Origin of the sequence: Pseudoflavonifractor sp. An44 (assembly GCF_002161675.1) — a bacterium.
Taxonomy (GTDB): Bacteria; Bacillota; Clostridia; order Oscillospirales; family Oscillospiraceae; genus Enterenecus; species Enterenecus faecium.
In genome coordinates this window covers 50,334-75,540 of the sequence record NZ_NFIH01000013.1, presented here as the reverse complement: position 1 = coordinate 75,540, position 25,207 = coordinate 50,334, and the positions used below count along the sequence as shown (strand labels likewise).

At 57.1% G+C, this 25,207-nt stretch carries 25 protein-coding genes; 10 read left to right on the top strand and 15 right to left on the bottom strand.

What is annotated here, in order from left to right:
* Positions 1–97: 97 nt before the first annotated feature.
* The 3 genes from rnhA (at position 98) to pcp (ending at position 2,278) form a co-directional block, all read left to right on the top strand.
* The gene (gene rnhA / locus B5F98_RS07640) at positions 98–544 is read left to right on the top strand and encodes a ribonuclease HI (RefSeq protein ID WP_087371094.1); all 447 of its coding nucleotides are present in this window, start codon (positions 98–100) and stop codon (positions 542–544) included.
* A 104-nt stretch (positions 545–648) separates the two neighbouring features.
* Positions 649–1,533 (top strand): Abi family protein, encoded by an 885-nt coding sequence (locus B5F98_RS07635; protein WP_206418101.1) that lies wholly within the window; start codon positions 649–651, stop codon positions 1,531–1,533.
* 136 nt (positions 1,534–1,669) lie between these two features.
* Positions 1,670–2,278 (top strand): pyroglutamyl-peptidase I, encoded by a 609-nt coding sequence (gene pcp, locus B5F98_RS07630; protein ID WP_087371090.1) that lies wholly within the window; start codon positions 1,670–1,672, stop codon positions 2,276–2,278.
* 81 nt (positions 2,279–2,359) lie between these two features.
* On the opposite strand, the gene B5F98_RS07625 is transcribed toward pcp, so the two are convergent.
* Positions 2,360–3,190, bottom strand: a complete 831-nt coding sequence (locus B5F98_RS07625; protein WP_143482761.1) for a hypothetical protein — start codon at positions 3,188–3,190, stop codon at positions 2,360–2,362.
* 301 nt (positions 3,191–3,491) lie between these two features.
* Here B5F98_RS07625 and B5F98_RS07620 point away from each other — a divergent pair, with 301 nt between their 5' ends.
* On the top strand, positions 3,492–3,953 hold the full coding sequence (locus tag B5F98_RS07620) for a hypothetical protein (RefSeq protein ID WP_087371082.1): 462 nt from the start codon (positions 3,492–3,494) through the stop codon (positions 3,951–3,953).
* Positions 3,954–4,668: 715 nt separating this feature from the next.
* On the opposite strand, the gene aspS is transcribed toward B5F98_RS07620, so the two are convergent.
* The 12 genes from aspS to B5F98_RS07560 form a co-directional block, all read right to left on the bottom strand.
* Positions 4,669–6,447, bottom strand: a complete 1,779-nt coding sequence (gene aspS, locus B5F98_RS07615) for an aspartate--tRNA ligase (protein WP_087371079.1) — start codon at positions 6,445–6,447, stop codon at positions 4,669–4,671.
* Positions 6,448–6,491: 44 nt separating this feature from the next.
* The gene (hisS, locus tag B5F98_RS07610; RefSeq protein WP_087232305.1) at positions 6,492–7,862 is read right to left on the bottom strand and encodes a histidine--tRNA ligase; all 1,371 of its coding nucleotides are present in this window, start codon (positions 7,860–7,862) and stop codon (positions 6,492–6,494) included.
* A 202-nt stretch (positions 7,863–8,064) separates the two neighbouring features.
* Positions 8,065–8,478 carry a methylglyoxal synthase gene (locus B5F98_RS07605; protein ID WP_087232307.1) on the bottom strand — a complete coding sequence of 138 codons (414 nt, stop codon included), beginning with the start codon at positions 8,476–8,478 and terminating at the stop codon, positions 8,065–8,067.
* A 26-nt stretch (positions 8,479–8,504) separates the two neighbouring features.
* Positions 8,505–9,239, bottom strand: a complete 735-nt coding sequence (locus tag B5F98_RS07600; RefSeq protein WP_087232310.1) for an AAA family ATPase — start codon at positions 9,237–9,239, stop codon at positions 8,505–8,507.
* Between the two features lie 149 nt (positions 9,240–9,388).
* Entirely contained in the window at positions 9,389–10,099 is a 711-nt protein-coding gene (gene rsmG, locus B5F98_RS07595; protein ID WP_087371076.1) for a 16S rRNA (guanine(527)-N(7))-methyltransferase RsmG, read from the bottom strand.
* A gap of 14 nt (positions 10,100–10,113) precedes the next feature.
* Positions 10,114–10,440, bottom strand: coding sequence for a hypothetical protein (locus B5F98_RS07590; protein WP_087371073.1), 327 nt, complete (start codon positions 10,438–10,440; stop codon positions 10,114–10,116).
* The gene (gene mscL, locus B5F98_RS07585) at positions 10,440–10,823 is read right to left on the bottom strand and encodes a large-conductance mechanosensitive channel protein MscL (RefSeq protein WP_087371070.1); all 384 of its coding nucleotides are present in this window, start codon (positions 10,821–10,823) and stop codon (positions 10,440–10,442) included. The genes B5F98_RS07590 and mscL overlap by 1 nt, the downstream gene beginning before the upstream one ends.
* A gap of 23 nt (positions 10,824–10,846) precedes the next feature.
* A complete protein-coding gene (gene serS, locus B5F98_RS07580) occupies positions 10,847–12,148 on the bottom strand; it encodes a serine--tRNA ligase (protein ID WP_087371067.1) in 1,302 nt (433 codons plus the stop codon).
* Positions 12,149–12,349: 201 nt separating this feature from the next.
* Complete coding sequence (locus B5F98_RS07575; RefSeq protein ID WP_087232325.1) at positions 12,350–13,234, bottom strand: ParB/RepB/Spo0J family partition protein; 885 nt, start codon at positions 13,232–13,234, stop codon at positions 12,350–12,352.
* A gap of 48 nt (positions 13,235–13,282) precedes the next feature.
* Entirely contained in the window at positions 13,283–14,041 is a 759-nt protein-coding gene (locus B5F98_RS07570) for an AAA family ATPase (protein ID WP_087232328.1), read from the bottom strand.
* An 825-nt stretch (positions 14,042–14,866) separates the two neighbouring features.
* The gene (locus B5F98_RS07565; protein ID WP_087371064.1) at positions 14,867–15,664 is read right to left on the bottom strand and encodes a ParB/RepB/Spo0J family partition protein; all 798 of its coding nucleotides are present in this window, start codon (positions 15,662–15,664) and stop codon (positions 14,867–14,869) included.
* Between the two features lie 113 nt (positions 15,665–15,777).
* Positions 15,778–16,629, bottom strand: coding sequence for a YitT family protein (locus B5F98_RS07560; RefSeq protein WP_087371061.1), 852 nt, complete (start codon positions 16,627–16,629; stop codon positions 15,778–15,780).
* A gap of 242 nt (positions 16,630–16,871) precedes the next feature.
* On the opposite strand from B5F98_RS07560, the gene B5F98_RS07555 reads away from it, so the two are divergent.
* The 6 genes from B5F98_RS07555 to B5F98_RS07530 all read left to right on the top strand — a co-directional run bounded on the left by B5F98_RS07555 (position 16,872) and on the right by B5F98_RS07530 (position 23,923).
* Positions 16,872–17,441: a xanthine phosphoribosyltransferase gene (locus B5F98_RS07555; RefSeq protein ID WP_087371058.1), complete on the top strand. Its 570-nt coding sequence runs from the start codon at positions 16,872–16,874 to the stop codon at positions 17,439–17,441.
* Between the two features lie 272 nt (positions 17,442–17,713).
* Positions 17,714–18,937 (top strand): BMP family ABC transporter substrate-binding protein, encoded by a 1,224-nt coding sequence (locus B5F98_RS07550; protein ID WP_087371055.1) that lies wholly within the window; start codon positions 17,714–17,716, stop codon positions 18,935–18,937.
* 238 nt (positions 18,938–19,175) lie between these two features.
* Complete coding sequence (locus B5F98_RS07545) at positions 19,176–20,756, top strand: ABC transporter ATP-binding protein (protein WP_087371052.1); 1,581 nt, start codon at positions 19,176–19,178, stop codon at positions 20,754–20,756.
* A 3-nt stretch (positions 20,757–20,759) separates the two neighbouring features.
* Entirely contained in the window at positions 20,760–21,869 is a 1,110-nt protein-coding gene (locus B5F98_RS07540; protein WP_087371050.1) for an ABC transporter permease, read from the top strand.
* Positions 21,862–22,857 carry an ABC transporter permease gene (locus B5F98_RS07535; protein WP_087232348.1) on the top strand — a complete coding sequence of 332 codons (996 nt, stop codon included), beginning with the start codon at positions 21,862–21,864 and terminating at the stop codon, positions 22,855–22,857. The genes B5F98_RS07540 and B5F98_RS07535 overlap by 8 nt, the downstream gene beginning before the upstream one ends.
* A 118-nt stretch (positions 22,858–22,975) precedes the next feature.
* Positions 22,976–23,923 carry an Abi family protein gene (locus B5F98_RS07530; RefSeq protein WP_087371047.1) on the top strand — a complete coding sequence of 316 codons (948 nt, stop codon included), beginning with the start codon at positions 22,976–22,978 and terminating at the stop codon, positions 23,921–23,923.
* A gap of 237 nt (positions 23,924–24,160) precedes the next feature.
* Here the strand turns inward: B5F98_RS07530 and B5F98_RS12745 are convergent, their stop codons facing one another.
* Both B5F98_RS12745 and B5F98_RS12740 read right to left on the bottom strand, forming a co-directional pair.
* Positions 24,161–24,553 (bottom strand): hypothetical protein, encoded by a 393-nt coding sequence (locus tag B5F98_RS12745; RefSeq protein WP_143482351.1) that lies wholly within the window; start codon positions 24,551–24,553, stop codon positions 24,161–24,163.
* A 26-nt stretch (positions 24,554–24,579) separates the two neighbouring features.
* Positions 24,580–25,164 carry a hypothetical protein gene (locus tag B5F98_RS12740; protein WP_143482352.1) on the bottom strand — a complete coding sequence of 195 codons (585 nt, stop codon included), beginning with the start codon at positions 25,162–25,164 and terminating at the stop codon, positions 24,580–24,582.
* Positions 25,165–25,207 lie beyond the last annotated feature (43 nt).

Below are 25,207 nucleotides of genomic sequence, written 5' to 3'. Positions count from 1 at the left end.
CATGCAATCCTTTCGACAAAGAAGTCTTTAGACTTCTTTGTCAATTTCAAAGAGCGCACAAACTGTGCGCGCTTTCTTCTAAATAAGGGAGTTTTATATGAAAACGGTCACTTTATATACGGATGGCGCTTGCTCGGGAAATCCCGGGCCCGGCGGCTGGGGGTGCATCCTCCTATATGGGCCCCACAAAAAGGAGCTCAGCGGCGGGGAGCGCAGCACCACCAACAACCGCATGGAACTCACGGGGGTCATTCGGGGGCTTCAGGCTCTCACCGAGCCCTGTATCGTGGAGCTATACTCCGACTCCAAGTACGTCATCGACGCTTTGCAAAAGGGGTGGGCCCGTGGCTGGAAGGCCCGGGGCTGGGTGAAGGCGGACAAGAAGCCCGCCCTCAACTCCGATTTGTGGGAGATATTGCTGGATTTGTGCGACCAGCACACCGTCAATCTCCACTGGGTGAAGGGCCATGCCTCCAACCCCTACAACAACCGCTGTGACGAGCTGGCGGTGGGGGAGTGGAAGCGGCTGAAAGAAATGAGATAAGAGAGGGGAACATACAGATGTTGAATATGCAGGAGCTGATGGCATATTGAACCAAACACCACGGCATTGCCGTCAGACCGGAACAAGTGCAGGCGCTGCGAAATTTGGGGTATTACCATGGCTTTAAAGGGTATCGATTTGTGCGGCAGCCCAGCCAGCGCATCGTGTTTTCTTCTCTGGATGAAGTCATTGCCCTGAATGCCTTTGATATGAACCTCAAGGCGCTCCTTTATCCCAAAGTCATGTTTATTGAGAATGCGCTGAAAAGCTACGTCATTGAAGCGGTGCTGATGGACAGCGGGTCCGAGTATCTGGATGATATATTTAATCGCTCCATAACCCACTATCGTTCTTATACACCGGGGAGTGAATCGTATCAGAAGCAGTATGCCAAGCGCATGACATTGAAGGGGAAAATCAACAGCGCCCTGCTGCGGGATTACTCCAATCAAAAGCAGACCGTCAACCATTTTTTCAATGGGGACAAGCCCATTCCCATCTGGGCCATTTTTGAATCGTTGACCCTGGGAGAGTTTGGAACCTTCTTTTCCTGCGCCAATCAGAACGTCAAGCGGTATACTTCGACACTCCTGCAATTGCCCACCAATTTGGATGCAGATGGGAAACTCACGGAGTTCATCATCTATTGCATCAAAGACTTGCGCAACGCCGTGGCCCATAACAATACCATCTTTGACACTCGATTTCAGACCGGGAAAATCAACCGCCGTCTGATTGCACTTCTGGAAGCAGAAGTTGGACTGACGGGACTGGATTTCAAGTACATTGGTGCATATGTGATCCTGGTGGCCTATGTGCTGAGAAAAATGGGGGAGTCTGTAGAATCCTGTGAGCAGTTTGTGGATGCCTATATTCATGCCACCGACAAACTGAGAGAGCAGCTGTCGGGGGATATCTGCAATCAAATTTTGGGTACACACCAGAGAAAAAATATGGTGCAACTGAGAGCATTTTTTTCGTGCACCTAATGTTCTTGCATATGGTGCAATTCTGTGGTATATTATAAGTACGAATTGCGGTGGTCGTCTTCGGACAACACCTGGAAGGAGCCTGATGCGTCGGGCTCCTTTTTCTATTATACAAATCAGACAGGGGGAGTAAACCATGCATATCCTGGTCACAGGCTTTGAACCCTTCGGGGGCGAGTCCACCAACCCCTCCATGGAGCTTGTAAGGGCCCTGGACGCTCAAATCGGCGCTGCCCATATCCATACAGCCATCTTGTCTGTGACGGCCTCAGGAGGCTTACAGGCGGCGTTACGGGCTATCGAGAAAATTGGGCCTGACGCAGTGGTGTGCGTGGGTCAGGCAGGGGGCCGCTGCGCCGTCACCGTAGAGCGCTTGGCGGTGAATGTGGACGACTTCTCCATCCCGGACAACGAGGGGCAGCAGCCCCGGAATGTGCCCATTGTGGAGGGGGGACCGGACGCCTATCTGTCCACCCTTCCCATCCAGGAGATGGTGGAGGCCATGCGGGGAGCGGGTGTGCCGGCCGCGGTGTCCAACAGCGCCGGGACCTATGTGTGCAACCATGTGATGTACGGGGTGGCCCACTACCTGGCCCAGCACAGGCCCACAGCCAGGAGCGGCTTTGTCCACATTCCGTATCTGCCCCAGCAGGTGCTGGACAAGCCGGACAAGCCCAGCATGGGGCTGGAGCTGGCCCTGCGGGGACTGACGGCGGGGCTTCGTGTGCTGGCAGCATTCAAATAAGCAAAACAAGGCCCGGAGCATGTGCTCCGGGCCCTATTCTTGTTTGGGTGGTTGGTCGCCGAAAAGACCATCCAAAACATATTACTTTATAATCTGTGGTAATACATCGATCAACTGGGGTAATACGGCCAGGAGAAGTGAGACACCAAAGCACGCCACTGGGGCCAACCAATACCACCAAGGCAAGGATTTGTGGTGGAGAGGGGGGACCAGGACGCGAATGAGCCCGGCTAAGGTAAAGATACCGGCGATGATACACAGGTTATACATCAGCAATTCCGCCATGGACCATGTTGCAGAGTGGGCGGCGGTGAGATTGAGATTGACCAGGCTGAAAATACCGATAAAAATGGTCATCAGAGTGACCACATTGCCGTATACGGACTTCTCCATATTTTTTAAATCTGCCAGCCGATCTTCTACCTGCTTCATCTGGGAGGCATATTGTGGGGCGTACTGTCCCATTCCTGTATAGTCGAATTCCCCTTGATAGGTACCGTTATAGGGCTTGTCCGGTTGGGCATGGAGCAACTCAAAAAAGATACTGGCAATCCCTTCCCCGGAATACAGCGTGATTTCTGAAGTGGAGATATTTGTGATGCGAAAAAACACACGGGTTTTGTGGCCGGGTTGGTATACGGGAGCTTCCAGAGACAGGCCCTGACGAATCCGGCTGTTTCGCAGACTGACATGGGCGCAGAGGTCAGTGGGAAGCTGCAAGGTCTCTTTGGAACGCACGAACACAGATTCTCCAGGTAAAAGTTTATAGAAATCGGATTGGTCATTAGGTTGACGACTAAAACCATCACAAATCAAGTCATACCCAATGTTGAATATGTTGTTTTCCTGTATGTCTTGCAGCAAGCCATCATTTTTGATCCGTTCTTTCAATTCGTGATCTACAAGCAACAAGAAAAACACCCCCTTGATTGGATCAAGTAACTGGAATATCACATTTCATTTTATCACACATAGTCCCCTGTGAAAAGAAGAAAATGAAAAAATGTGGAGTACAAATTGGAGTATTTTCTATGAAACATGTTTGCATGTTTGATAACAGCGGCCCGGAGCGTATGCTCCGGGCCTGTTGTCTGTTAGAACTCTCTTTTCTCATCATATCATAAACGGAGACACCGGGCCAGACTTTTTTTCTCCAAGCTTCCAGGGTAGAATGGTGATACAAGACCATATCAAAGGACGAGGAGGCGAGGATATGAAGGGGAACAAGAGAGCATATCAGGTGATCATTGCCATTCTGGCTGTGGTGGCGGTGGCGCTGGCGGCGGGCAATGTGTATTTCCTCACCCGTCCAGATGAGCCGCCGGACTACCAGGTGGTCATCGGGGTGCCCAAGGGTGGCGATGCGGTGGATTTTACACAGTCTGAAATTCTGGACCACGACGAAACTCGGACGGTAATCTTCGGACTCATCGGCGCCCAGCATGTGACGGAGTCGGACCTGCCCACGGCAGACCCGGACGCAGTGATGCATATTTCTGTGCCTGAGGATGGTATCATCTACTATCACTCCAGCATTTGGCTGGAGGAGGATGGTGTGTGGCTGCGTTCAGGAGATCGCTTATTCCAGTATCTTCCCAACGACTATGGTGGGGAGGAGATGGCCCAGATTGTCCAGAAACAGCTGGACCTGGGAGCGAAATCCTTTATTGAGTAATGAAAGTAAGGCCCGGAGCGTGTGCTCCGGGCTTTTTTGATGGTAAAAAGAAAGGCTTTGCTTTTTGACCATTTCTCAGGCGCAAACCAGCACCCCTGGCAGGGACGCTCCGCTGGGCCCGATTTCTCCCCGATGAGAAATCGGGGAAAGAATCGCCAAAGGCGGGGCCTTCCCCCGCCTTGTGGAATCCACCCCGCGGTACGGGGTGTCCCTGCGTTCTCCTTGTTTCGGCCCATAGCCTGGTGGGGTCACATAGATAGCTCGCCGTTCTATGGTTTGGATTTACTTCTCTGTTCCTGCGTCCTTCTACCGCCAGGGCCTTACCCTGGTGAGCCGTTGTTTCCAGCTTACGGGAGCCTGGCCTCCGGCGGCGGGAACGCCGCACACCGGGGTGAGGCCCTGGAAACAGGGGCACCGTCTCACAGAGAAGGAAATGCGTTCCATAGACTTGCCAGGCCATCTATGTGACCCCACCAGGGCCAGGGCCGGCCATAGGATTGACGCAGTTCCAGCCTGGTACCCCAGGGAGGTCCTTAGGGGGGAACGCCCTAAGCGGGTTTTGGTTTCTTTTGCCCGCTCAAAAGAAACCCCCAGCGGGAAGCGTCCCCACCAGGCTGGCAAGCCGGAACCTGGGCGGTTAGACGATCAATTTCTCTTGATTCGTAAAAACAAATTGGCCGGAGAAAAGCACCTGCTTTTCTCCAGCCAAAGGTTTTTATTCTTCTTCCTGCTCCACGCAGACAATGCGCAGCTCGTCCAGCTGCTTGGGGTCCACGAAGGAGGGGGCGCCCATCATCAGGTCCTGGGCGTTCTTGTTCATGGGGAAGGGGATGATCTCACGGATGGAGTCCTCACCGGCCAGCAGCATCACCATGCGGTCCACACCGGGGGCAATGCCTGCGTGGGGGGGAGCGCCATAGGTGAAGGCGTTGTACATGGCGGGGAACTTGCTCTTCACGTCGTCTTCGCCCAGACGCACCAGCTGGAAGGCCTCCAGCATAATCTCGGGGTCGTGGTTCCGCACGGCGCCGGAGGACAGCTCCACGCCGTTGCACACCAGGTCGTACTGGTAGGCGGTGATGGTCAGGGGGTCCACCTGGCCGGCAGCGGCCTTCTTCAGGATCTCCAGGCCGCCGTTGGGCATGGAGAAGGGGTTGTGGCAGAACTCCAGCAGCCCGGACTCCTCGCCGATCTCGTACATGGGGAAGTCTACAATCCAGCAGAACTCGTAGCGCTCACGGTCCATGTGGTTGGGGCAGAAGTTGCCCAGCTTGGAGCGGAGCACGCCGGCGGTCTTCTGGGCGGTGAGCAGCTTGCCAGCAGTGAGGCCCACAAAGCAGCCGGGGGTGAGGCCCAGAGCCTCCACCACAGCGTCCTTGATGGGCTGGACAAACTTGGCGATGCCGCCCACGATCTCGCCCTTCTCGTCGTAGCGGAACCAATAGGCCTTCTCGCCGGACTGCACTTCCACCTGGTTGCACAGGCCGTCGATCTGCTTGCGGGTGCCCACAAAGTCGGTGACCACAATGGCCTTGACGGTGTTGCCCTCGAAGGGACCGAAGCCGCAGCCAGCCAGGACTTCGGTGGCGTCGGTGAGGGTCAGGTCAATGCGCAGGTCGGGCTTGTCGGAGCCGTACTTGTCCATGGCCTCCAGGAAGGGGATGCGGGTGAAGGGGGCCTGAGAGGCCACGTGGTAGGTGCCGTACTTGGCGAAGATGGGGGGCAGCACACGCTCCAGAACGGCGAACACGTCCTCTTGGCCCGCAAAGGCCATCTCCATATCCAGCTGATAGAACTCGCCGGGGGAGCGGTCGCCACGGGCATCCTCGTCCCGGAAGCAGGGGGCAATCTGGAAGTAGCGGTCAAAGCCGGAGGCCATGAGCAGCTGCTTGAACTGCTGGGGCGCCTGGGGCAGCGCGTAGAACTTGCCGGGGTGCTTGCGGCTGGGCACCAGGTAGTCCCGGGCACCCTCGGGGGAGGAGGCGGTCAAAATGGGGGTGGTGATCTCCATAAAGCCCTCAGCGGTCATGGCCTGGCGCAGGGCGGACACCACGTTGCAGCGCAGGATGATGTTGTTCTTCACCTCAGGGTTGCGCAGGTCCAGATAGCGGTACTTCAGACGCTGGGTCTCGTCCGCCTCCCGGCTGCGGCTAATCGGGAAGGGCAGCTCGTTGTGGCGGCAGCGGCCCAGCACGGTGATGGCAGAGGGCACCACCTCAATGTCGCCGGTGGGCAGCTTGGGGTTCTTGCTGTCGCGCTCCCGGACAACGCCGGTGACCTGGAGGGTGGACTCCTTGTTCAGGTCCTTGACGATGGCCATCATCTCGGCGGTCTCGATGACCACCTGGGTGGTGCCGTAGAAGTCACGCAGCACCACAAAGGCCAGATTCTGGCCCACCTCACGGACGTTTTCTAGGAAGCCAGCCAGGGTGACGGTCTGGCCGACCTGCTCCATGCGCAGTTCCTCACAGGTGTGGGTACGGGATTGAACCATGTGAAATCAACTCCAAAATGTATAATAGATATAAAATATTACAATTAGTGCTCGGGTTCCTGGATGGGGTCAATGCCAGCCACCCGTTCTGCCAGGTCGTTGGCAATGGTGTCCACCGCCTGGTCCACGGGCAGGGTCTCCTGCTGTCCGGTGGTCATGTCCTTGACGGACACGGCATTCTTGGAGATCTCGTCATCCCCCAGGAAGGCCACATAGGGCACGCCGATCTTGTCGGCGTAGGTCATCTTCTGCTTGAACTTCTTCTGCTCGGTGTACAGCTGGGCCCGCACGCCAGCTTGGCGCAGCTGGGTGGCAAAGGAGATGGCGGGGGCCAGGTCCTCGGTCATGGGCAGGATGAGCACGTCGGCGGGAGCGGTGACCATCTCCTCGTTGAGGTAGCCCTGGTCCTCCAGGACAAAGAACAGGCGGGTCAGGCCAATGGAGATGCCCACGCCGGGCAGCTGCTTGTCGGTGTAGTACTCGGCCAGGTTGTCGTAGCGGCCGCCGGAGCAGATGGAGCCGATCTCCGGGTGGTCCAGCATGGTGGTCTCGTACACGGTGCCGGTGTAGTAGTCCAGGCCACGGGCAATGGTCAAATCCACGGCAAAGTGGGTCTGAGGCACCCCGAAGGCGGAGAGGTACTTCACTACGGTGGTGAGCTCGTCCAGGCCCTGGTCGAACAGCTCGTGGCGGCCACGGTAGCCCTCCAGAGCGGTGAGCACCTGGTCGTTGTCGCCCTGGATGGCGATGAACTTGAGAATCTCGTCGGCCTGCTCACTCGTGATGCCGATGTCCTCGCCGGTGAGGAGGGCGGCCACCTTCTCGGGGCCGATCTTCTCCAGCTTGTCCACGGTGCGCATGATGTCCCCGGACTTCTCGGTGAGGCCCAGCATGGCATAAAAGCCGTTGAGAATCTTCCGGTTGTTCACCCGAATCTGGAACCGCTTGAGACCCAGAGAGGTGAAGGTCTGATAGATGATGGAGGGGATCTCCGCCTCGTTGACGATGTCCAGCTTGCCGTCGCCAATGATGTCGATGTCCGCCTGATAGAATTCACGGAAGCGGCCCCGCTGGGCGCGCTCGCCCCGGTACACCTTGCCGATCTGGAAGCGGCGGAAGGGGAAGGCCAGGTCCCCATAGTGGAGGGCCACGTACTTGGCCAGGGGGACCGTGAGGTCAAAGCGCAGGGACAGGTCGGTGTCGCCCTTCAAAAAGCGGTAAATCTGCTTCTCGGTCTCGCCGCCGGCCTTGGCCAGCAGCACCTCGCTGGCCTCGATGACGGGGGTGTCCAGGGGGGTGAAGCCGTAGAGGGAATAGGAGCGGCGCAGCAGCTCCACCATGCGGTCAAACTGCACCTGACGCTGGGGGAGCAGTTCCATAAACCCAGAGAGGGTGCGGGGTTTTTGTTTTGCCATGTGAATCGGACTCCTTACAGCTAGAATAGGGGGGAACGTGTCCTGCCTGGGGTCCCATAGCATGCCGTAGGGGAGGGGCTTGCCCCTCCCGCAATCAGGCGCAACCAGGGACGGGAGGGGCAAGCCCCTCCCCTACCACGGGAAAAGGAGACGTTTCGCAAAGGAAAGAGGTGTTGCCGAGGCAACACCTCCGAACATGAGTTTACACTTTGAGCGGGGTAGAGGGTTTGATCAGCTCACGCCAGTTCAGATCGCCCCGAGCCAGGCCGTGGATGAGCATCTCGGCGGTGGCGGCGTTGGTGGCAATGGGCACATTGTTCTGGTCGCACAGGCGGGTGATATAGTGCAGGTCCTGGTCCAGATCCTCCGCATTGGGGTCATTGAAAAACAGCACCATGTCAATTTCGTTGTAGGCGATGCGGGCGCCGATCTGTTGGGCGCCGCCGTGAGCATGGGCCATAAACAGCTGGACGGGCAGTCCGGTGGCCTCAGCCACCAGGCGGCCGGTGCGGCTGGTGGCGCACACGGTATGTTTGGAGAGGATGCCGCAGTAGGCGATGCAGAACTGCACCATCAGCTCCTTTTTGTTGTCGTGACTCATCAGAGCAATGTTCATGGGAATCCTTCCTTTCTTGTGGGGGCTCAGCGGATGTGCAGCAGGGGCACCCGCTGGCCAAGCAGGCGTTTGGCAATATTGAGATAAGCTGGTGCAGCGCCCTTGTAGGTCTTCAACACCAGAGGGACACTCTGTGCCGCCGCCAGGGTAACTTGGGGGTCCTCCGGCACCATGCCCAGCAGGGGCAGTCCGGCGGTGTCCATGGCGACGTCAATGGTGGTGCGCAGCTTGCCGATCATGCGGGGCTCTACCCGGTTGACCACCAGGTGGATATCCTCAATCTGGCCCATGAGCTTGGTCACCGCCCGCTGGGCATCCCGCAGGGCGGCGGGCTCGGTGGCAGAGACCACAATGGCACGGTCCGCGGCGTACATGGCCAGCTGAAACCCGTCCCCCAGTCCTGCCGGAGAGTCCAGAAAGATGAAGTCGTAGTAGTCCCGTGCCTCGTCGATCACGTCCCGAAATCCCTTCAAATCCAGGTTGATGAGGGACAGGGGGGCGGTGAGGAGAAAGAGACCTCGAATTTGGGGGTGCTCTGCCGCTGCGGTGAGCAGGGGACAGCGATGCTCCATCACGTCGGAGAAGTCCATCACGGCCCGGTCGGACATGCCCAGGGCAATGTCCAGATTGCGCAGACCCACGTCCACGTCAATGCACAGCACCCGACGGCCTAAGGCGGCCAGACAGGAGGCGACGCCGGCGGTGAGGGCGGTTTTACCCGTTCCGCCCTTTCCAGATGTGACCATTACCGATGTTCCCATGCCTTAGCCTCCTCCACAACAAGAAAATCATATCATGAATTGTCTCATACCGCAAGTTTTTTGTAAACAAATTGAATGAAAGTGCAGCTTCCTGGGGTGCGCCGCACCCCAGGTCCTGCATTCTTCATTCTTCATTTTTCGTTCTTCATTTATAAGGGCGCTTTCTGCATCTTCGCCCACCGCCGGGGATACTTGGCGGGGCAGGGGGCCACCTTCTCCACCACCACCACCCGGTGGGTGATGTCCGTGTGGGGAACCCGGTAGTCGTAGCAGCCTTTGAGCACGCCGCCCAGGGTGGGGATGGCACGGGCCGCCCGGTCCAGCTCCTCCTGGCACTCCGGGCCCTTCATGGCCAGGAAACGGCCCCCCACCTTCACAAAGGGCAGGCACATCTCGCACAGGAGCCCCAGGTCCGCCACCGCCCGGGCGGTGGCAAAGTCAAACTGCTCCCGGAGTGAACCGTCTTGCCCCGCCTCCTCGGCCCGGGCGTGGAGGGTGGTGACCCCCTCCAGCTCCAGCTCCTCCGCCACCGTCTCCAGCCAGGACAGCCGCTTTTGCAGCCCGTCCAGCAGAGTGAGGGACAGGGTGGGGCAGAGGGTTTTCAGCACCATGCCGGGGAAGCCCGCCCCGGTGCCCACGTCAATGAGCTTGGCGTGCTCCAGCCGCCCGCAGTTTAAAAGGGGCGCACAGTCCAGCATGTGCAGGGTGGCCACGTCAAAGGGCTGGGTGATGGCGGTGAGGTTCATCACCTGGTTTTGTTCCATTAATAAATTACCATACTTTGCCAGCTTGGCCGCCGCATTCGCCGGGTAGGCGGGGAGGTCCAGCTGGGCAAGGCCGGTGGAAATGAGAGATTCCATGGGCGCGTGCTCCTTTACAGGGGTGTGGTGACGTTGGCGATGAGGGCGGGCACGCCCAGCCAAAGCCCCAGCACCACCGCCACCAGGCACACCAGGCAGATGAGAATGGTACCCACCAGGCCGCCGGGGGCGGTACCCTGGCGCTGGCGGTGGACGGCGATGAAGGGCACGCCAATTCCCACGGGCACCACCAGCAGGGGGGCGGTGCCGGGGAGGGTGCGGGCGGTGGCGATGGTGTAGGTGATCAGGGCGATGAGCATGAGCATGTACCCAATGCCAATCCAGGCCGCCACCCGCTTTTCAAAGGAGGCGGGGGTGTAGCTGGGTTCTTGCTCCTCCATTACTTGCCCTCCTTCAGCAGATCGCGGATCTCGGTGAGCAGCAGCTCCTCCTTGGAGGGCTTGGGAGCGGGGGCGGCCTCCTCCTTTTTCCGGTGGAGGCGGTTGAAGGCCTTGACGATGCAGAACACGGCGAAGGCCATGATGATGAAGTTGAGCACCGCCTCAATAAAGCTGCCGTAGGCGATGGTGGCGGAGCCCAGGGTTAAGGTCAGATCGGAGAAGGACACCTGATTGACCAGCAGCCCCAGCAGGGGCATGAGGATGTCGTTGGTGAGGGAGTCGGTGATGGACTTGAAGGCGCCGCCGATGATGACGCCCACCGCCAGGTCCAGCACGTTGCCCCGGTTCAAGAAGGTCTTGAATTCCCGAATAAAGGCTTTCATCTGTAGTTACCTCGTATAATATCTCAGTGCTTGGGGGTGAGCACAGTGGTGCCGCCCATGTAGGGGCGCAGAGGCTCGGGGATGGTGACGGAGCCGTCGGCCTGGAGGTTGTTCTCCAGGAAGGCGATGAGCATACGGGGAGGAGCCACCACGGTGTTGTTCAGGGTGTGGGGCAGGTACATGCCGTTCTCGCCCTTGACCCGCATCTTCAGGCGGCGGGCCTGAGCGTCGCCCAGGTTGGAGCAGGAGCACACCTCGAAGTACTTCTGCTGACGGGGGGACCAGGCCTCAATGTCGCAGGACTTCACCTTCAGGTCGGCCAGGTCGCCGGAGCAGCACTCCAGCTGACGGACGGGGATGTCCAGGGAGCGGAACAGCTCCACGGAGTAGCGCCACATCTTCTCGTACCACTCCATGGAGTCCTCAGGCTTGCACACCACCACCATCTCCTGCTTCTCGAACTGGTGGATGCGGTACACGCCGCGCTCCTCAATGCCGTGGGCGCCCTTCTCCTTGCGGAAGCAGGGGGAGTAGGAGGTGAGGGTGTAGGGCAGGGAGGCCTCGGGGATGATCTGGTCGATGAACTTGCCGATCATGGAGTGCTCGCTGGTGCCGATGAGGTACAGGTCCTCGCCCTCAATCTTGTACATCATGGCGTCCATCTCGGTCTGGCTCATGACGCCCTCCACCACGTTGCCGTGGATCATGAAGGGAGGCACGCAGTAGGTGAAGCCCTTGTTAATCATGAAGTCCCGGGCGTAGGCCAGCACAGCGGAGTGCAGGCGGGCAATGTCGCCCATGAGGTAATAGAAGCCGTTGCCGGACACACGGCCAGCGGAGTCCAGGTCAATGCCGTCAAAGGACTCCATGATGGCGGTGTGGTAGGGCACCTCGAAGTCGGGGGTGACGGGCTCGCCGAACCGCTCCACTTCCACGTTGAACTCGTCGCTCTCGCCGATGGGCACGGAGGGGTCGATGATGTTGGGGATCTTCAGCAGGATGGAGCGAATCTCCACCGCCAGCTTGCCCTCCAGCTCCTCCAGCTCGGCCAGGCGGTCGGCGTTGGCCTTCACCTGAGCCTTGACGGCCTCGGCCTCCTCCAGCTTGGAGGGGTCCTTCTTGGCCTGGCCCATGAGCATGCCGATCTGCTTGGACAGGGAGTTGCGGGAGGCGCGCAGGTTGTTGGCCTCGGTCATGGCGTCCCGGTTCTGGCGGTCCAGCTCGATGACCTGGTCCACCAGGGGCAGCTTGGCGTCCTGGAACTTCTTCTTGATGTTCTCTTTGACAACCTCGGGGTTTTCCCGGATAAACTTGATGTCTAACATAATACTGGCTCCTTTATTCGTGTTTCTGGGAGAATATAAATGAAAAATGAATCGTGAATCATGAATAATTATGGTGTGCCGCTGTGCGGCACGGATTACATTTTGGGGCGGTAGGGGAGGGGCTTGCCCCTCCCGAATTTCTCAGAGTAATACCAGAAAACTGGCTGACAGAGCACCCTCAGGGCTTGCATTCTTCATTTTTCATTCTTCGTTCTTCATTGCCTGCGGCAGCTGGCCCAGCTGCTCCAGCAGGTTATTCAGATCGTCCACATTGTAGAACTCCAGCTCCAGGCGGCCCTTCTTCTTGCCGCTGGTGATCTTCACCTTGCGGCCCAGATGGCTGGCCAGCTGCTGCTGGGCCTGGTCGATATACATCTGGTTTTCGTTGGTGGGCTTCTCCTTCTTCACCTTGGGCTCCAGGGTGAAGTGCTTGGCGGCGGCCTCCGCCTGACGCACCGACAGCCCCTGTTCGGCAATCCAGGCGCCAAAGGCGGTCTGGGCCTGCTCGCCCTCCACCATGAGCACTGCCCGGCCATGTCCGGCGGACAGGATGCCCTGGGCCAGCTGTTCCCGGACAGCAGGGGGGAGGGAGGTGAGACGCAGGGCGTTGGCAATGGCGGGGCGGGACTTGCCCATCCGCCGGGCCACCTCCTCCTGGGTCAGGCCGTAGTCGGTGAGCAGCACCAGATACCCCTCCGCTTCTTCCATGGGGTTCAGGTCCTCCCGCTGGAGGTTCTCAATGAGGCCCAGCTCCATCACCTTGCGGTCGTCGGCCTCGATGATGACCACCGGCACCTCGGTGAGGCCCGCCTGCTTGGCGGCCCGCCACCGGCGTTCCCCGGCGATGATCTGATAGTATCCGGTGGAGAGACGGCGGACGGTGAGGGGCTGGATGATGCCATGCTCCCGGATGGAGTCCGCCAGGTCGGCCAGGGACTCCTCGTCAAACCGCTTCCGGGGCTGGTTCAGCCCCGGCTCCACCTGGGAGATGGGCAGCTGTACCGAGCCCGCCTCTTGGGTCTGGAGGGCGGCGTCCCCCATGAGGGCGCCCAGGCCCCGGCCTAAGCCGCCTTTGACTTTTGCCATGTGGCTATCCCTTCCTTTCTAGTTCAGTGGGATGTTTCACGTGAAACATCAGGCTTTGTTCTTGTTGTGAAACTCCTCCGCCAGGGCCTCATAGGCTTCGGCGCCTCGGGACCACTTGTCGTAGGCCAGCACCGGCTTGCCGTGGCTGGGGGCCTCGGAGAGGCGCACATTGCGGGGGATGACACTGGCGTACACCTTGCCGGGGAAGTACCGCTTGACCTCCTCCGCCACCTGCATGGACAGGTTGGTGCGCCCGTCGTACATGGTGAGCACCACGCCCTCCAAATCCAGGTTGGGGTTCAGGGACCGCTTGGCCAGACGCACGGTGTACATCAGATCGCTGAGACCTTCCAGGGCGTAGTACTCGCACTGGACGGGCACCAGCAGGGTGTCGGCGGCGCACAGGGAGTCCAGGGTGAGCAGCTCCAGGGAAGGGGGGCAGTCGATGAAGATATAGTCGTAGTTGTCCTTCACTTCCTCCAGGGCGTCCTTGAGCCGGTACTCCCGACGGTCCATGCCGATGAGCTCCACGGTGGCGCCGGACAGGGCCTTGTTGGAGGGCACCACGTCCGCCCAGGTGGTGGACACAATGGCCTTGGACATGGGGGCGTTGCCCAGCAGCACGTCGTACACGCTGGGGGAGTGGGACTTGTCCACACCGAACCCGGAGGTGGCGTTGCCCTGGGGGTCGAAGTCGCACACCAGCACCTTGTGGCCCTGTTGACCCAGAGCCGCGGCCAGATTGACACAGGTGGTGGTCTTTCCAACACCGCCTTTTTGATTAACAATGGCAATGGTTTTTGACATAACACAACCCGCCTTTTTTCATTCAAAGGATAAACAGAACTGAGTTTGATTATACCGTTTTGTGAGGATTTTTTCAACCACCACAGTGTAAGAAAAATAGGTGTTTCACGTGAAACAAATTGGACTATCTCAGTCGGGTGACTGAGGGAGTCCGTTCTTCTATTTTTCCAAATACAGGCTTGCCAGCCAGGTTTGCTCCGCAGGGTAACTTTCTGACTGGGCAGAAAGTCACCAAAGACCCACCAAAGGCGGGGCCTTCCCCCGCCTTGTGGAATCCACCCCGCGGTACTGGATGCACCTGCGTCCGTCTTGTTTCGGCCCTGGTCCGGGTGGGGTCACATAGATGGCTTGCCGTTCTACGGGTTGCATCGACTTCTCTGATGGTGCATTCTTCGATTGCCAGGGCCTTACCCTGGTGAGCCGCTGTTCCCAGCTATCGGGGGGCTGGCTCCCGGCGGCGGGAACGCCGCTTCTCCAGAGTAAGGCCCTGGCGGTAGAAGTACCATCCTACAGAGAAGCAGGCACCACCCACAGAATGTCTATGCCATCTATGTGACCTGAACCGTCCAGGGCCGAAGAGAGAAAGGCGCACGTTCCAACCAGTACCCCAGGGAGGTCCTTAGGGGGGAACGCCCTAAGCGATTCTTTCCCCGATTTCTCATCGCTGAGAAATCGGGCCCAGCGGAGCGCGTCTCCCCTCGCCAGGGGATCAAAGCTGCGCCTGAGAAATCGGAGAAGGACAAGCCCTCAGTCAAGTCAGCCTATATAATATATATTAAAGGAATAAAAGAAACACGCCGCCCCGAGCCGGGACGGCGTGTCCTCTTATTCCGCAGGTTTCTGAATGTGAATGGTCACCTTCACCCCATCCTCCACTTCCTCCTTGGTGCACTGGGTGTGCAGCCCCGCCGCCTCCATAAGATTCACCGAGCGGCGCAGGGTGTTGAAGAATAACCGCACATCCTTAATGCGCAAAATAGGGGAGGGGGGCTGCTTGGTTTTGGTGTCCTGGCACAGCTTGGAGATGTACGCCTCGGACTGGGCCACCGTGAGGTTGTTGCGGACGATGTACTGGGCGGCCTTGCGCTGGTCGTCTCCGTTGTCCAGCCGCAGCAGCGCCCGGGCGTGACGCTCGGTGAGCTGGGCCTGGCGGAGAATGTCGATGACGTCGGGGGGCAGCTTGAGAAGCCGCAGCTTGTTGGCCACCGCCGACTGGCTCTTGCCCACCCGCCGGGCCACCTCGTCCTGAGACATGTGGTGGAGGGTGATGAGGCGGCGCAGGGCGATGGCCTCTTCCCACACGTCCAGGTTGCGCCGCTGGATGTTCTCCACCAGGGCCAGCAGGGAGGAGGTCTCCTCATCCGTCTGCACCACCAGGCAGGGCACCATGGTCATCCCCGCCATCTGGGCCGCCCGCAGCCGCCGCTCCCCCGAGATGAGCTCCCACTCGCCCCCCACCTTTCGTACCGACAGGGGCTGTAAGATGCCCAGCTGCACGATGGAGTCGGACAGCTCTTGCAGCTCCGCCTGGGAGAAGATACTCCGGGGCTGGTTGGGGTTGGGGTGGATGCTATCCACGGGCAGGTTGAGCACCTGCCGTTTGTCCTTTAAAAAAAGTGCCATTCCTCATCTGCCTCCTGGGGAAACGCAGGTTTCCCTGTATTTTTCCACATTGTAGCACGAAGCTGTGGAAAAATTCTGTCGGAGTCTGGGATGGGAAATGGCACTTGTGAAGGTCAGGCGCGGAGGAAGCCCTTGCCGAAGATTTCGCTGGAGTTGGTGATGAGCATGAAGGCGTGGGGGTCGATGGCCTTCAGATGGCGGCGCAGAGCCACCGCCTGGGCCCGGGACAGGGCGGTGAGCACCACCCACTTGTCCTGATGGGAGTAGGCGCCCTCGCCCTTCCAGAAGGTGGCGGAGCGGTGGAGGGTGTGGGTGATGAAGTCGCACACCTCTTCCGGGCAGGAGGTCACCAGAATGAAGCTCTTCTTCCGGTTGAGAGACTCAATCACCGAGTCCACCAGGACAGACTTCAACACCAGGCCCAGCAGGGAGAAGAGGCCCGTCTCAATGTCAATCAAAATGAGGGTGGACCCGGCGATCAGTACGTCCACATAGAGCAGGGCCATGCCGATGTCCAAGCTGGTAAATTTTTTCAGTATCATGGCCAGGATATCGGTGCCGCCGGTGGAGCCCTGGGTGTTGAAGAGGATGGCAGAGCCCAGGGCGGGGAGGATGACGCCGAAGAACAGCTCCAGCAGCTTCTCATCGGTGAGGGGGCCGGACAGAGGCACCAGCCACTCCAGCCCAGCCAGCATGCCGGAGAAGAGAAGGGAGCAGTACACGGTGCGCACGCCGAAGCCCCGGTTGAGCACCCCGAAGCCCAGCAGGAGGAAGGCCACGTTGATGACCGAGGCGAACAGGGAGGAGCTGATGGAGGGGAAGATGGAGGAGAGAATGACGGCGATGCCCGTCACACCTCCGGTGGAAAAGTGATTGGGAAACTTGAAGAAGTAGGTGCCCATGGCCACCAGGGCAGTGCCCAGGGTGAGCAGGGCATATTCGGTCAGGAATTGTTTCACTTTCATCGGCTTCGTACCCCTTTCTCTCTCGTATCATTGGGCGAATTTGGGACCTTTTCTACAATTTGTTGATTACCCTTCTAAAGTGTAAATATTGTACCAGAAATAACACTTGACAACAAGCAAGATATGTGCAAAAAATAGAATGGAACAGCGGAAGTTTTTTTGTTAAAATATCAGGTATCTTATGTTTGTTCCGGGGTGAAATCCCGGGAAATGGACAAGAGAAGAGAGAGGAGCGAAGAGCGGTGAAACGGTTGGAACAGCGCATTCTGGAAGACGGGGTCATGGAGGGCGAAGACGTATTAAAGGTGGACAGCTTCCTCAACCACCAGATGGACGTGGGACTCTTTGCGGAGATGGGCAAGGAGTGGGCACGGCTGTTTGCCGACGACCACGTGACGAAAATCCTCACCATCGAGGCCTCCGGCATTGGCATTGCCTGTGTGGTGGCCCAGCAGTTTGGCGTTCCCGTGCTCTTTGCCAAGAAGAATAAAACCAAGAACATCGCCGGGGAGGTGTACTCCGCCCAGGTGGAGTCCTTCACCCATGGCCGGGTGTATGACATCATCGTGTCCAAGAAGTTTTTGGGCCCCGGAGACCGGGTGCTCCTCATCGACGACTTTTTGGCCAACGGCGCCGCCCTCCAGGGCCTGATCAAGCTGGTGCGGGATTCCGGCGCCACTCTGGTGGGAGCTGGCATTGCGGTGGAGAAGGCCTTCCAGCCCGGGGGCGATCTCATCCGCTCCATGGGGGTGCGGGTGGAGTCTCTGGCCCGCATCAAGGCCATGAGCTCCAAAGGCATCGAGTTTTGTTGATGGGCTTCAAAAGGCAGAGCCTTTTGAAACCGATGATTGCACCCTGCTGCGCGCAAAGTTCGGCCGCACACACCGCGGCCGAATTCACACTGGCAGGGTGAGAAGTATTTTCTCCCGTGCACATGTCCCGGGAGAAAATGATTTTCAATGGCTTTTCCCGCCTGGGGCGGGAAAACTCTGCGAGGCCAATGTGGATTTCAGAAAAGGAACCACCTTTTTTTGAAATAATAGTAGGAATCAGATAAGGGATATTTGAAGGAGGAACGAAACGTATGAAAAAGCGTATCCTTGCCCTGGTGATGGCTGGCGTTATGGCGCTGAGCCTGGCCGCCTGCGGCGGAAACAGCGACCCCAAGAGCTCCAACTCCGGCACTGCCGACAGCGACTTTAAGGTCGGCGCCATCTATATCAACAAGAAGACCGACACCGCCGGTTACACCTACGCCCACCACAAGGGCATTACCACCGCCATGGACCAGCTGGGCCTGGACCCTGACAGCCAGCTGGTCATCGTGGACGAGGTGCCCGAGGAGGACGACAAGGTGGCCGCCGCTGTGGACACCCTGGTGGGTGAGAGCTGTGATATCATCTTTGGTATCTCCTTCAACTACCTCAACGCCATGAACGCCAAGGCCGAGGAGTACCCCGAGGTGATCTTCTCCCACGCCACCGGCTACCTGTCCAACGAGACCAACTTCAACAACTACTTCGGCCGCATCTATCAGGCCCGCTACCTCACCGGTGTGGCCGCTGGTTTGAAGAGCCTGGAGACCGGCAACAATCATGTGGGCTATGTCTCCGCCTTCGGCACCCAGTACGCTGAGACCTGCTCCGGCATCAACGGCTTCGCCCTGGGCGTGCAGTCCGTGAACCCCGACGCCACCGTGTACGTCAAGGAGCTGGGCAAGTGGAACGACGAGCAGAACGAGTACGCCTTTGCCGAGGAGCTCATCAACAGCTATGACTGCGGTGTCATCGCCCAGCACTGTGACTCCGCTCAGCCCCAGATCGCCGCTGAGAAGGCCGGCGTGTTCGGCTGCGGCTACAACTCTGACATGACCGTGGACGCCCCCAAGGCCCACCTCACCGCCGCTGTGTGGAACTGGGACGTGTACTACAAGCAGGCCATCGACACCGCCATGACCTGCGGCGGCGCGGAGAACTTCGTCACCGCCATGGGCGGCCCCGCCTACTATGAGGGCCTGGTCAAGGGCCTGGTGGGCGTGTCCGAGCTCAGCGACAACTGCGCCCCCGACACCCAGGCTTACCTGGACGCCATCATCGAGCTGCTGGCCACGGGCGAGTGGGACGTGTTCTCCGGCGTGAAGCTGTCCTACACCAAGAATGACGACGGCTCCGTCACCATCACCCAGACCGACTCCGCTCTGAAGACCAACGACGGCAAGGAGATCGTGCCCGCCGGCGGCAAGAGCGTGGAGGACGCTGTGATCACCGGTACCATGAACTACTTTGTGGAGGGCGTGCAGGTGGGCTAAGGCCCAACCCTCAAATTGAATCCAGCCCTGAACTCATCCGGGCCGGCCGGGAAAAACGGCCGGCCCGGATGGTTATTTCCCGGGGCAAAACCAGGAAATGAAAAATGAAGAATGAATAACGAATAATTATGGTGTGCCGCATGGCGGCACGGATTTCATAAGGGGCAGAGACTTGAGGGCCTGCATTCTTCATGATTCATTCTTCGTTCTTCATTCAAAAGAGAAGGAGGCAGATTTCATGGCTGAACCCTATGCCGTGGAACTTCGTGGCATCACCAAGACCTTCGGTCCGGTGGTGGCCAACCACAACGTCAACCTGAATCTCCGAAAAGGAGAGATTCTCTCCCTGTTGGGAGAGAACGGTTCCGGCAAGACCACCCTGATGAACATGCTGTCCGGCATCTACACCCCCGACAGCGGCACCATTCTGGTGGACGGCCAGCCGGTGACCATTTCCTCCCCCCAGGACGCCAAGCGGCTGGGCATCGGCATGGTTCACCAGCACTTCAAGCTGGTGGATGTATTCTCCGCCGCCGATAACATCTGGATGGGGGCCCAGGAGGCGGGCTTTGTGCTGAAAAAAGACCGCTACCGTAAAATCGAGGAGATGGCCAAAAGGTTCGGCTTCGACCTGGACCCCCGCAAGCAGGTGTGCAACATGGCGGTGTCCGAAAAGCAGACCCTGGAGATCATCAAGGTGCTCTACTACGGGGCCAAGGTCATCATTCTGGACGAGCCCACCGCCGTGCTCACCGTCCAGGAGATCGAAAAGCTCTTCGGGGTGCTCCGCCGCATGCGGGACGAGGGCCACTCCATCATCATCATCACCCACAAATTAAACGAGGTGATGGACATCTCCGACCGGGTGGCCATCCTCCGCAAGGGCGAGTATATCACCACCGTGGACACCAAGGAGACCAACGAGCAGGAGCTCACCGAGTGGATGGTGGGCCACAAGATCGATTTGAACATTGAGCGGCCCAAGATGGAGAAGCTCAAGCCGCTGCTGGAGATTCGCGACCTGACCATCCGCAGCGACGAGGGCAACGTGGCCATCGACAACGTCAGCTTCTACATCCGAGGCGGCGAGATGCTGGGCGTGGCGGGCATCGCCGGATGCGGCCAGAAGGAGCTGTGTGAGGCCATTGCCGGCCTGCGCCCCATCCAGGCGGGCAAGATGATTCACAAGGGCGAGAACATCGTGGGCCTGAGCCCCAAGGAGATTCTGGCCAAGGGCATCTCCATGTCCTTTATTCCCGAGGACCGTCTGGGCATGGGCCTGGCCCCCTCCATGTCCATCACGGACAACATGATCTTGAAGAACTACAACGATGCCAAAGGCCCCTTTGTGGACCGGAAGGCGGGTAGGGAGGACGCCCAGCGGGTGATTGAGGAGCTGGGTGTGGTGACTCCCTCCACCGAGACCCCGGTGCGTCGGCTCTCCGGCGGCAACGTGCAGAAGGTGCTGCTGGGCCGAGAGATCAAGGCGGGCCCCAACGTCATCGTCACCGCCTACCCGGTGCGTGGCCTGGACATCCACTCCTCCTATGCCATCTACAACATCCTCAATGAGCAGAAGAAGAGCGGCGTGGGCATCCTCTTCGTGGGCGAGGATTTGGACGTGATGATGGCCCTGTGCGACAAAATCCTGGTGCTGTGTCACGGCAAGGTCATGGGCGTGGTCCACGCCCACAAGACCACCAAGGAGGAGCTGGGCCTGATGATGACGGGCAGCCTGGACCTGACCCACAAGTACGAGGACAAGCCTGCCGGCTATGCCGCCGACAGCTTATTCCAAGAGGAAGGGGAGGAGAAGTAAGCCATGCGTGTGCACATCGTCAAGCGGGAGGACTGCCCGCTGCTCAAAAAAATCCTCCTCATTGTGGGAGCGGTGGCGTTGGCCCTGGTGCTGGGCGGCCTGGTGCTGCTGGCCATGGGCGTCAACCCCCTGGAATACTATTTCAAAATGTTCACCATGGGCATGGTGGGCAACAAGATCGCCTATAAGGCGGCGGAAAACTACCTGAAAATCCTGGTGCCTCTGATTCTCACCGCCTTAGGCCTGTCTCTGGCCTTTAAGATGCGCTTTTGGAACATCGGCGGCGAGGGCCAGTTCATTGTGGGCGCCATTGCCGCCGCTGCGGTGGCCTTTACCGCCGGGCCCGTGCTGCCCACTCCGGTGGTGCTGCTGATGATGTGTCTGGCCGCCATGCTGGCCGCCGGACTGCTGGGCCTGTTTGTGGCCGCCCTCAAGGTGAAGTTCGGCACCAACGAGACCCTGCTCACCCTGATGCTCAACTACATCGCCCTGTACTTCCTCACCTTCCTGGGGGAGACCAAGGCGGATTGGAACTTCTTTTTGAGCGCAGAGTCCGCCCGGCCCACCTTCGCCAGCTTCACCTCCATGGTGTCCTTCCCCCGGATTATGCTGGGCAAGTTCGGGCTGAACATCTGCGTGCTCATTACGCTGGCTCTCGGCGTGCTGGTGTACGTCTACCTCAAGCGCACCAAGCAGGGCTATGAGATCGCCGTGGTGGGCGACTCCATGGGCACTGCCCGGTATGCAGGCATGAAGGTGAGCACCATCGTGCTGCGCACCGTGTTCCTCTCCGCCTGCCTCATCGGCCTGGCCGCCGCCTTCAAGGTGGGCACCGCCGGCATCCTGTCCGCCTCCATCACCGACGATGTGGGCTGGACCGGTATCATTGTGGCCTGGCTGGCCAAACTGAGCACCGTGGGCATCTTCCTGGTGTCCGCCCTCATCGGCGTGCTGCAATACGGCTCCACCGCCGCTGCCGCCACCTTTGCCTCGGTGGATTCCAGCTTTGCCGACATGCTCCAGGGCGTCATTTTGTTCCTGGTGCTGGCGGCGGACTTCTTCACACGCTTCCGTGTGGTCATCGCCAAAAAGGAGGTGGAGCGCCATGGATGATAAGCTGAACATTGTCACCACATTCCTCCACAACATCATTGTGTATAACATCCCCCTGCTCTACGGCACCGTGGGAGAGATCACCATTGAGAAGTCGGGCAGCCTGAACCTGGGCGTGGAGGGCACCATGGCCGTGGGCGCCATCTTCGGCTATATCCTGGGCTGCTATGCCAACTCCATGGTGGTGGGCGTGCTGGTGGCCTTCCTCACCGCCGCCCTGTGCGGCCTCATCTTCGCCGTGCTCACCGTCACCTTCCAGGCCAACCAGAACATCACCGGTCTGACCATCACCACCTTCGGCCTGGGCGTGTTCTTCTTCGTGGGCAACGGCGTGAAGGCGGTGAGTTGGCCCGCCATGAACAACTACTCCAACATCCAAAACGGCTTTGCCGACCTGCCCATTCCGGGGCTGTCCAACATCCCGGTGCTGGGCGAGGTGCTCTTTGACCACAACGTCCTGGTGTACCTGGGTGTGGTCATCGCCCTGGTGATGTGGTGGTATTTGAAGTACACCCGCACCGGGCTGAGGCTGCGGGCCGTGGGTGAAAACCCCGCCGCTGCCGACTCCGTGGGCATCAACGTGCGCCGCTATAAGTACCTGCACATTATGCTGGGCTCCGGCATCATGGGCATTGGCGGCTACTACATGGGCCTGAACATGAACGGCTCTCTCTCCTCCAGCTGCTGGATCAACGGCTATGGCTGGATCGCCGTGGCCCTGGTCATCTTCGCCAACTGGAGCCCCGCCTTCGCCATGGTGGGCACCGTGGTGTTCGGCTTCTTCAACACCCTGCGGGTGTCCGGCCCCTCTCTGGCCATGGCCTTCCCCGGCCCCCTGGGCTGGCTGGCCGGGGTGCCCTCTCAGCTGTACCAGGCCTTGCCCTTTCTCATCACCGCTCTGGTGCTCATTGCCACCTCGGTGAAAAAGAGCAAGAACAGCGGACAGCCTGCGGCCCTGGGCCTCAACTACTTCCGGGAAGAGCGATAAAACAAGAAAAACTTCCACACTCTTTGCGAAGAGTGTGGAAGTTTTGTTAGTTAGAAGCTTTTATCATGGGACAAAATATGATACAATATATCATAAATCATGAATTGGTGATGTAAGAATGAAGCGGATGTTATCCATAGATGAGCAAATCCAGCATATGAAGACAAAGGGCATTACCTTCCACGCAATCACAGAGGATGAGGCAAGAACTTTTTTAGCCAAGCACAGCTACTACATGAAAGTGGCAGCTTATCGGGAGAATTACTCGAAATGCCAAGAGGGAAGGCTAAAAGGGCAATATATTGGCTTGGATTTTGCACATTTAAAGGAGCTATCCACCATAGATATGCATCTAAGGTACTTGATCATGAAAATGTGCCTGGATATCGAACATGCCATCAAAGTACGGCTAGTTCATCTTGTAACAGAAAATCCAGGGGAAGATGGATATCAACTGGTCAAAGATTTCTTATGTTCCAATGAAAAGGTACGCAAGCAGGTGGAGAGCCACAAATCCAGTTACTATTGTCATGACCTGATTGAAAAGTATGAGCTAGATTTTCCAATATGGGTATTTGTAGAAGTGATTTCATTTGGTACTCTGCTCCATCTGTGCCATTTTTATCGAAATCGATATGGTGTAAAGATCGTAGACCATAAGCTGATGAATACCGTTCGGGATTTGCGAAATGCTGCGGCACATAGCAATTGCCTCATCAATAATCTCTCCAGAAGATTGGACGGCACAAAACAGGTAGCCAGTGAAGTGGTTCAGTGGCTAAAGGCCATAGAGGGAATCTCGAAAAGCTCCCGAACGAACAATATGAAATCCGCATTTACCCATGATATTGTGGTGTTGCTGTATGTGTATGATAAGCTAATGAATCCTGTTCCCAAGCAAAAGAGATATGAAGAATTGTCTGATTTTTTACACGGGCGAGTGGTACGACATAAGGAATACTTTGCTTCAAACACAAAAATTTGTGGTACATATGAATTTCTTCGAAAAATTGTTGACAATTTGACCAATACAGCATATAATGTTAGCACCATTGAAAAGCAGTAATGCTTTTGTAGGGAGTGGCGCACCGCAAGGTGTTCCGCTCCTGATTTTTTTGCTTAAAACTCAGCAAATACATAAATCTAAGCAAGATTTACGCAAGTGCTAAGCAAGCATCTGGAGGCTGCCATCGAGGAAGAAATACTCATTGACACCGTCGAGCAGCTTGCTTCAATAACAAGTGAAATCATGGGCAGAAAAACAATTCGTGTTTTCTGCCCATGATTTTTGAATGTGTTCTAGTTATTTAAATGTAATAGTGAAAAAGTCCTTTTGAACCTTTTTGTTATTGATCCAAAACTGTATTTTGTATTTTCCTTCTTTTAATTCAGAAAAGGTTTCTTCACGCACATAAAAATCTTGCGTAGATGAACTATGGGCACCAATCTGCTTAGTGGTTCCCCACTTGACAACGGTATTTCCCTGAACATCATACACACATCCTCCAATCTTAACAGTTTGGGATGTCGATGTATTATTTCGTAGAACCATTTCGACGCCGAAATTATGATTCAAAGCTTTATAGAAATGACTAGTAAAGACTTTCCCTCTTGCTCCAGTAGAGTATAGACTAATTTTACATAGTTCAAGCGGAGGCCGCTTTGGCTGCGATGGCACGTTTAAAGGTATCTGCATAATAATTCTCCTTTCATATCAAATTGCTATTTGTAAGCAACTGTAAAAAAGGCTTTTTGAACTTTTGTGTTATTAATCCAAAATTGTGATTTGTATTTTCCACTTTTCATTTTAGCAAAGGATTTTGCATCGACAAAAATATTATGTGTCAAAGTAGAGTGGGGATTAATTTTCGGAGTGAAGTTTCCTTTGAACACGACATTACCACTTTCGTTATAAATACAATGACCTAAATGAATGGTCTGTGTACTGCTAGACGTGTTCTTCAATACCACTTCAATACCAAAGTTATGATTGATTGATTTGTAAAACTTATCTGTATACACCTTTCCTTTCGAACCTGTAGAATAAAGGTGTATACTTTGCAAGGTTACGCGAGTATTAGAGGAGACATTCTTCTTTGTATTTTGGGATGATTGTGAGGGTCTAAAGGATTTACTGGTTCCGGTACCCCTTCCACCATTACTTTTATTGGTGGTGTTATTTTTTTGGTTGTTATTACCGCTAATATAATTTTTTACAACAACTGAACTGCTATCCTTGTCTTTTTTTGAACTAACAAGGGTTGATAAAAAATCCCAAAAACCTGCCAAAATATCATCCCCTTCCATAATTTGCTTATATTATACCATAGACAAAAGACCATGTCCATGA

Excerpts from the sequence above, each read along its gene's own strand:
- rnhA (WP_087371094.1), top strand. The coding sequence starts at position 98 with ATGAAAACGGTCACTTTATATACGGATGGCGCTTGCTCGGGAAATCCC.
- pcp (WP_087371090.1), top strand. The coding sequence starts at position 1,670 with ATGCATATCCTGGTCACAGGCTTTGAACCCTTCGGGGGCGAGTCCACC.
- B5F98_RS07620 (WP_087371082.1), top strand. The coding sequence starts at position 3,492 with ATGAAGGGGAACAAGAGAGCATATCAGGTGATCATTGCCATTCTGGCT.
- aspS (WP_087371079.1), bottom strand. The coding sequence starts at position 6,447 with ATGGTTCAATCCCGTACCCACACCTGTGAGGAACTGCGCATGGAGCAG.
- hisS (WP_087232305.1), bottom strand. The coding sequence starts at position 7,862 with ATGGCAAAACAAAAACCCCGCACCCTCTCTGGGTTTATGGAACTGCTC.
- B5F98_RS07605 (WP_087232307.1), bottom strand. The coding sequence starts at position 8,478 with ATGAACATTGCTCTGATGAGTCACGACAACAAAAAGGAGCTGATGGTG.
- B5F98_RS07600 (WP_087232310.1), bottom strand. The coding sequence starts at position 9,239 with ATGGGAACATCGGTAATGGTCACATCTGGAAAGGGCGGAACGGGTAAA.
- rsmG (WP_087371076.1), bottom strand. The coding sequence starts at position 10,099 with ATGGAATCTCTCATTTCCACCGGCCTTGCCCAGCTGGACCTCCCCGCC.
- B5F98_RS07590 (WP_087371073.1), bottom strand. The coding sequence starts at position 10,440 with ATGGAGGAGCAAGAACCCAGCTACACCCCCGCCTCCTTTGAAAAGCGG.
- mscL (WP_087371070.1), bottom strand. The coding sequence starts at position 10,823 with ATGAAAGCCTTTATTCGGGAATTCAAGACCTTCTTGAACCGGGGCAAC.
- serS (WP_087371067.1), bottom strand. The coding sequence starts at position 12,148 with ATGTTAGACATCAAGTTTATCCGGGAAAACCCCGAGGTTGTCAAAGAG.
- B5F98_RS07575 (WP_087232325.1), bottom strand. The coding sequence starts at position 13,234 with ATGGCAAAAGTCAAAGGCGGCTTAGGCCGGGGCCTGGGCGCCCTCATG.
- B5F98_RS07570 (WP_087232328.1), bottom strand. The coding sequence starts at position 14,041 with ATGTCAAAAACCATTGCCATTGTTAATCAAAAAGGCGGTGTTGGAAAG.
- B5F98_RS07565 (WP_087371064.1), bottom strand. The coding sequence starts at position 15,664 with ATGGCACTTTTTTTAAAGGACAAACGGCAGGTGCTCAACCTGCCCGTG.
- B5F98_RS07560 (WP_087371061.1), bottom strand. The coding sequence starts at position 16,629 with ATGAAAGTGAAACAATTCCTGACCGAATATGCCCTGCTCACCCTGGGC.
- B5F98_RS07550 (WP_087371055.1), top strand. The coding sequence starts at position 17,714 with ATGAAAAAGCGTATCCTTGCCCTGGTGATGGCTGGCGTTATGGCGCTG.
- B5F98_RS07545 (WP_087371052.1), top strand. The coding sequence starts at position 19,176 with ATGGCTGAACCCTATGCCGTGGAACTTCGTGGCATCACCAAGACCTTC.
- B5F98_RS07540 (WP_087371050.1), top strand. The coding sequence starts at position 20,760 with ATGCGTGTGCACATCGTCAAGCGGGAGGACTGCCCGCTGCTCAAAAAA.
- B5F98_RS07535 (WP_087232348.1), top strand. The coding sequence starts at position 21,862 with ATGGATGATAAGCTGAACATTGTCACCACATTCCTCCACAACATCATT.
- B5F98_RS07530 (WP_087371047.1), top strand. The coding sequence starts at position 22,976 with ATGAAGCGGATGTTATCCATAGATGAGCAAATCCAGCATATGAAGACA.
- B5F98_RS12745 (WP_143482351.1), bottom strand. The coding sequence starts at position 24,553 with ATGCAGATACCTTTAAACGTGCCATCGCAGCCAAAGCGGCCTCCGCTT.
- B5F98_RS12740 (WP_143482352.1), bottom strand. The coding sequence starts at position 25,164 with ATGGAAGGGGATGATATTTTGGCAGGTTTTTGGGATTTTTTATCAACC.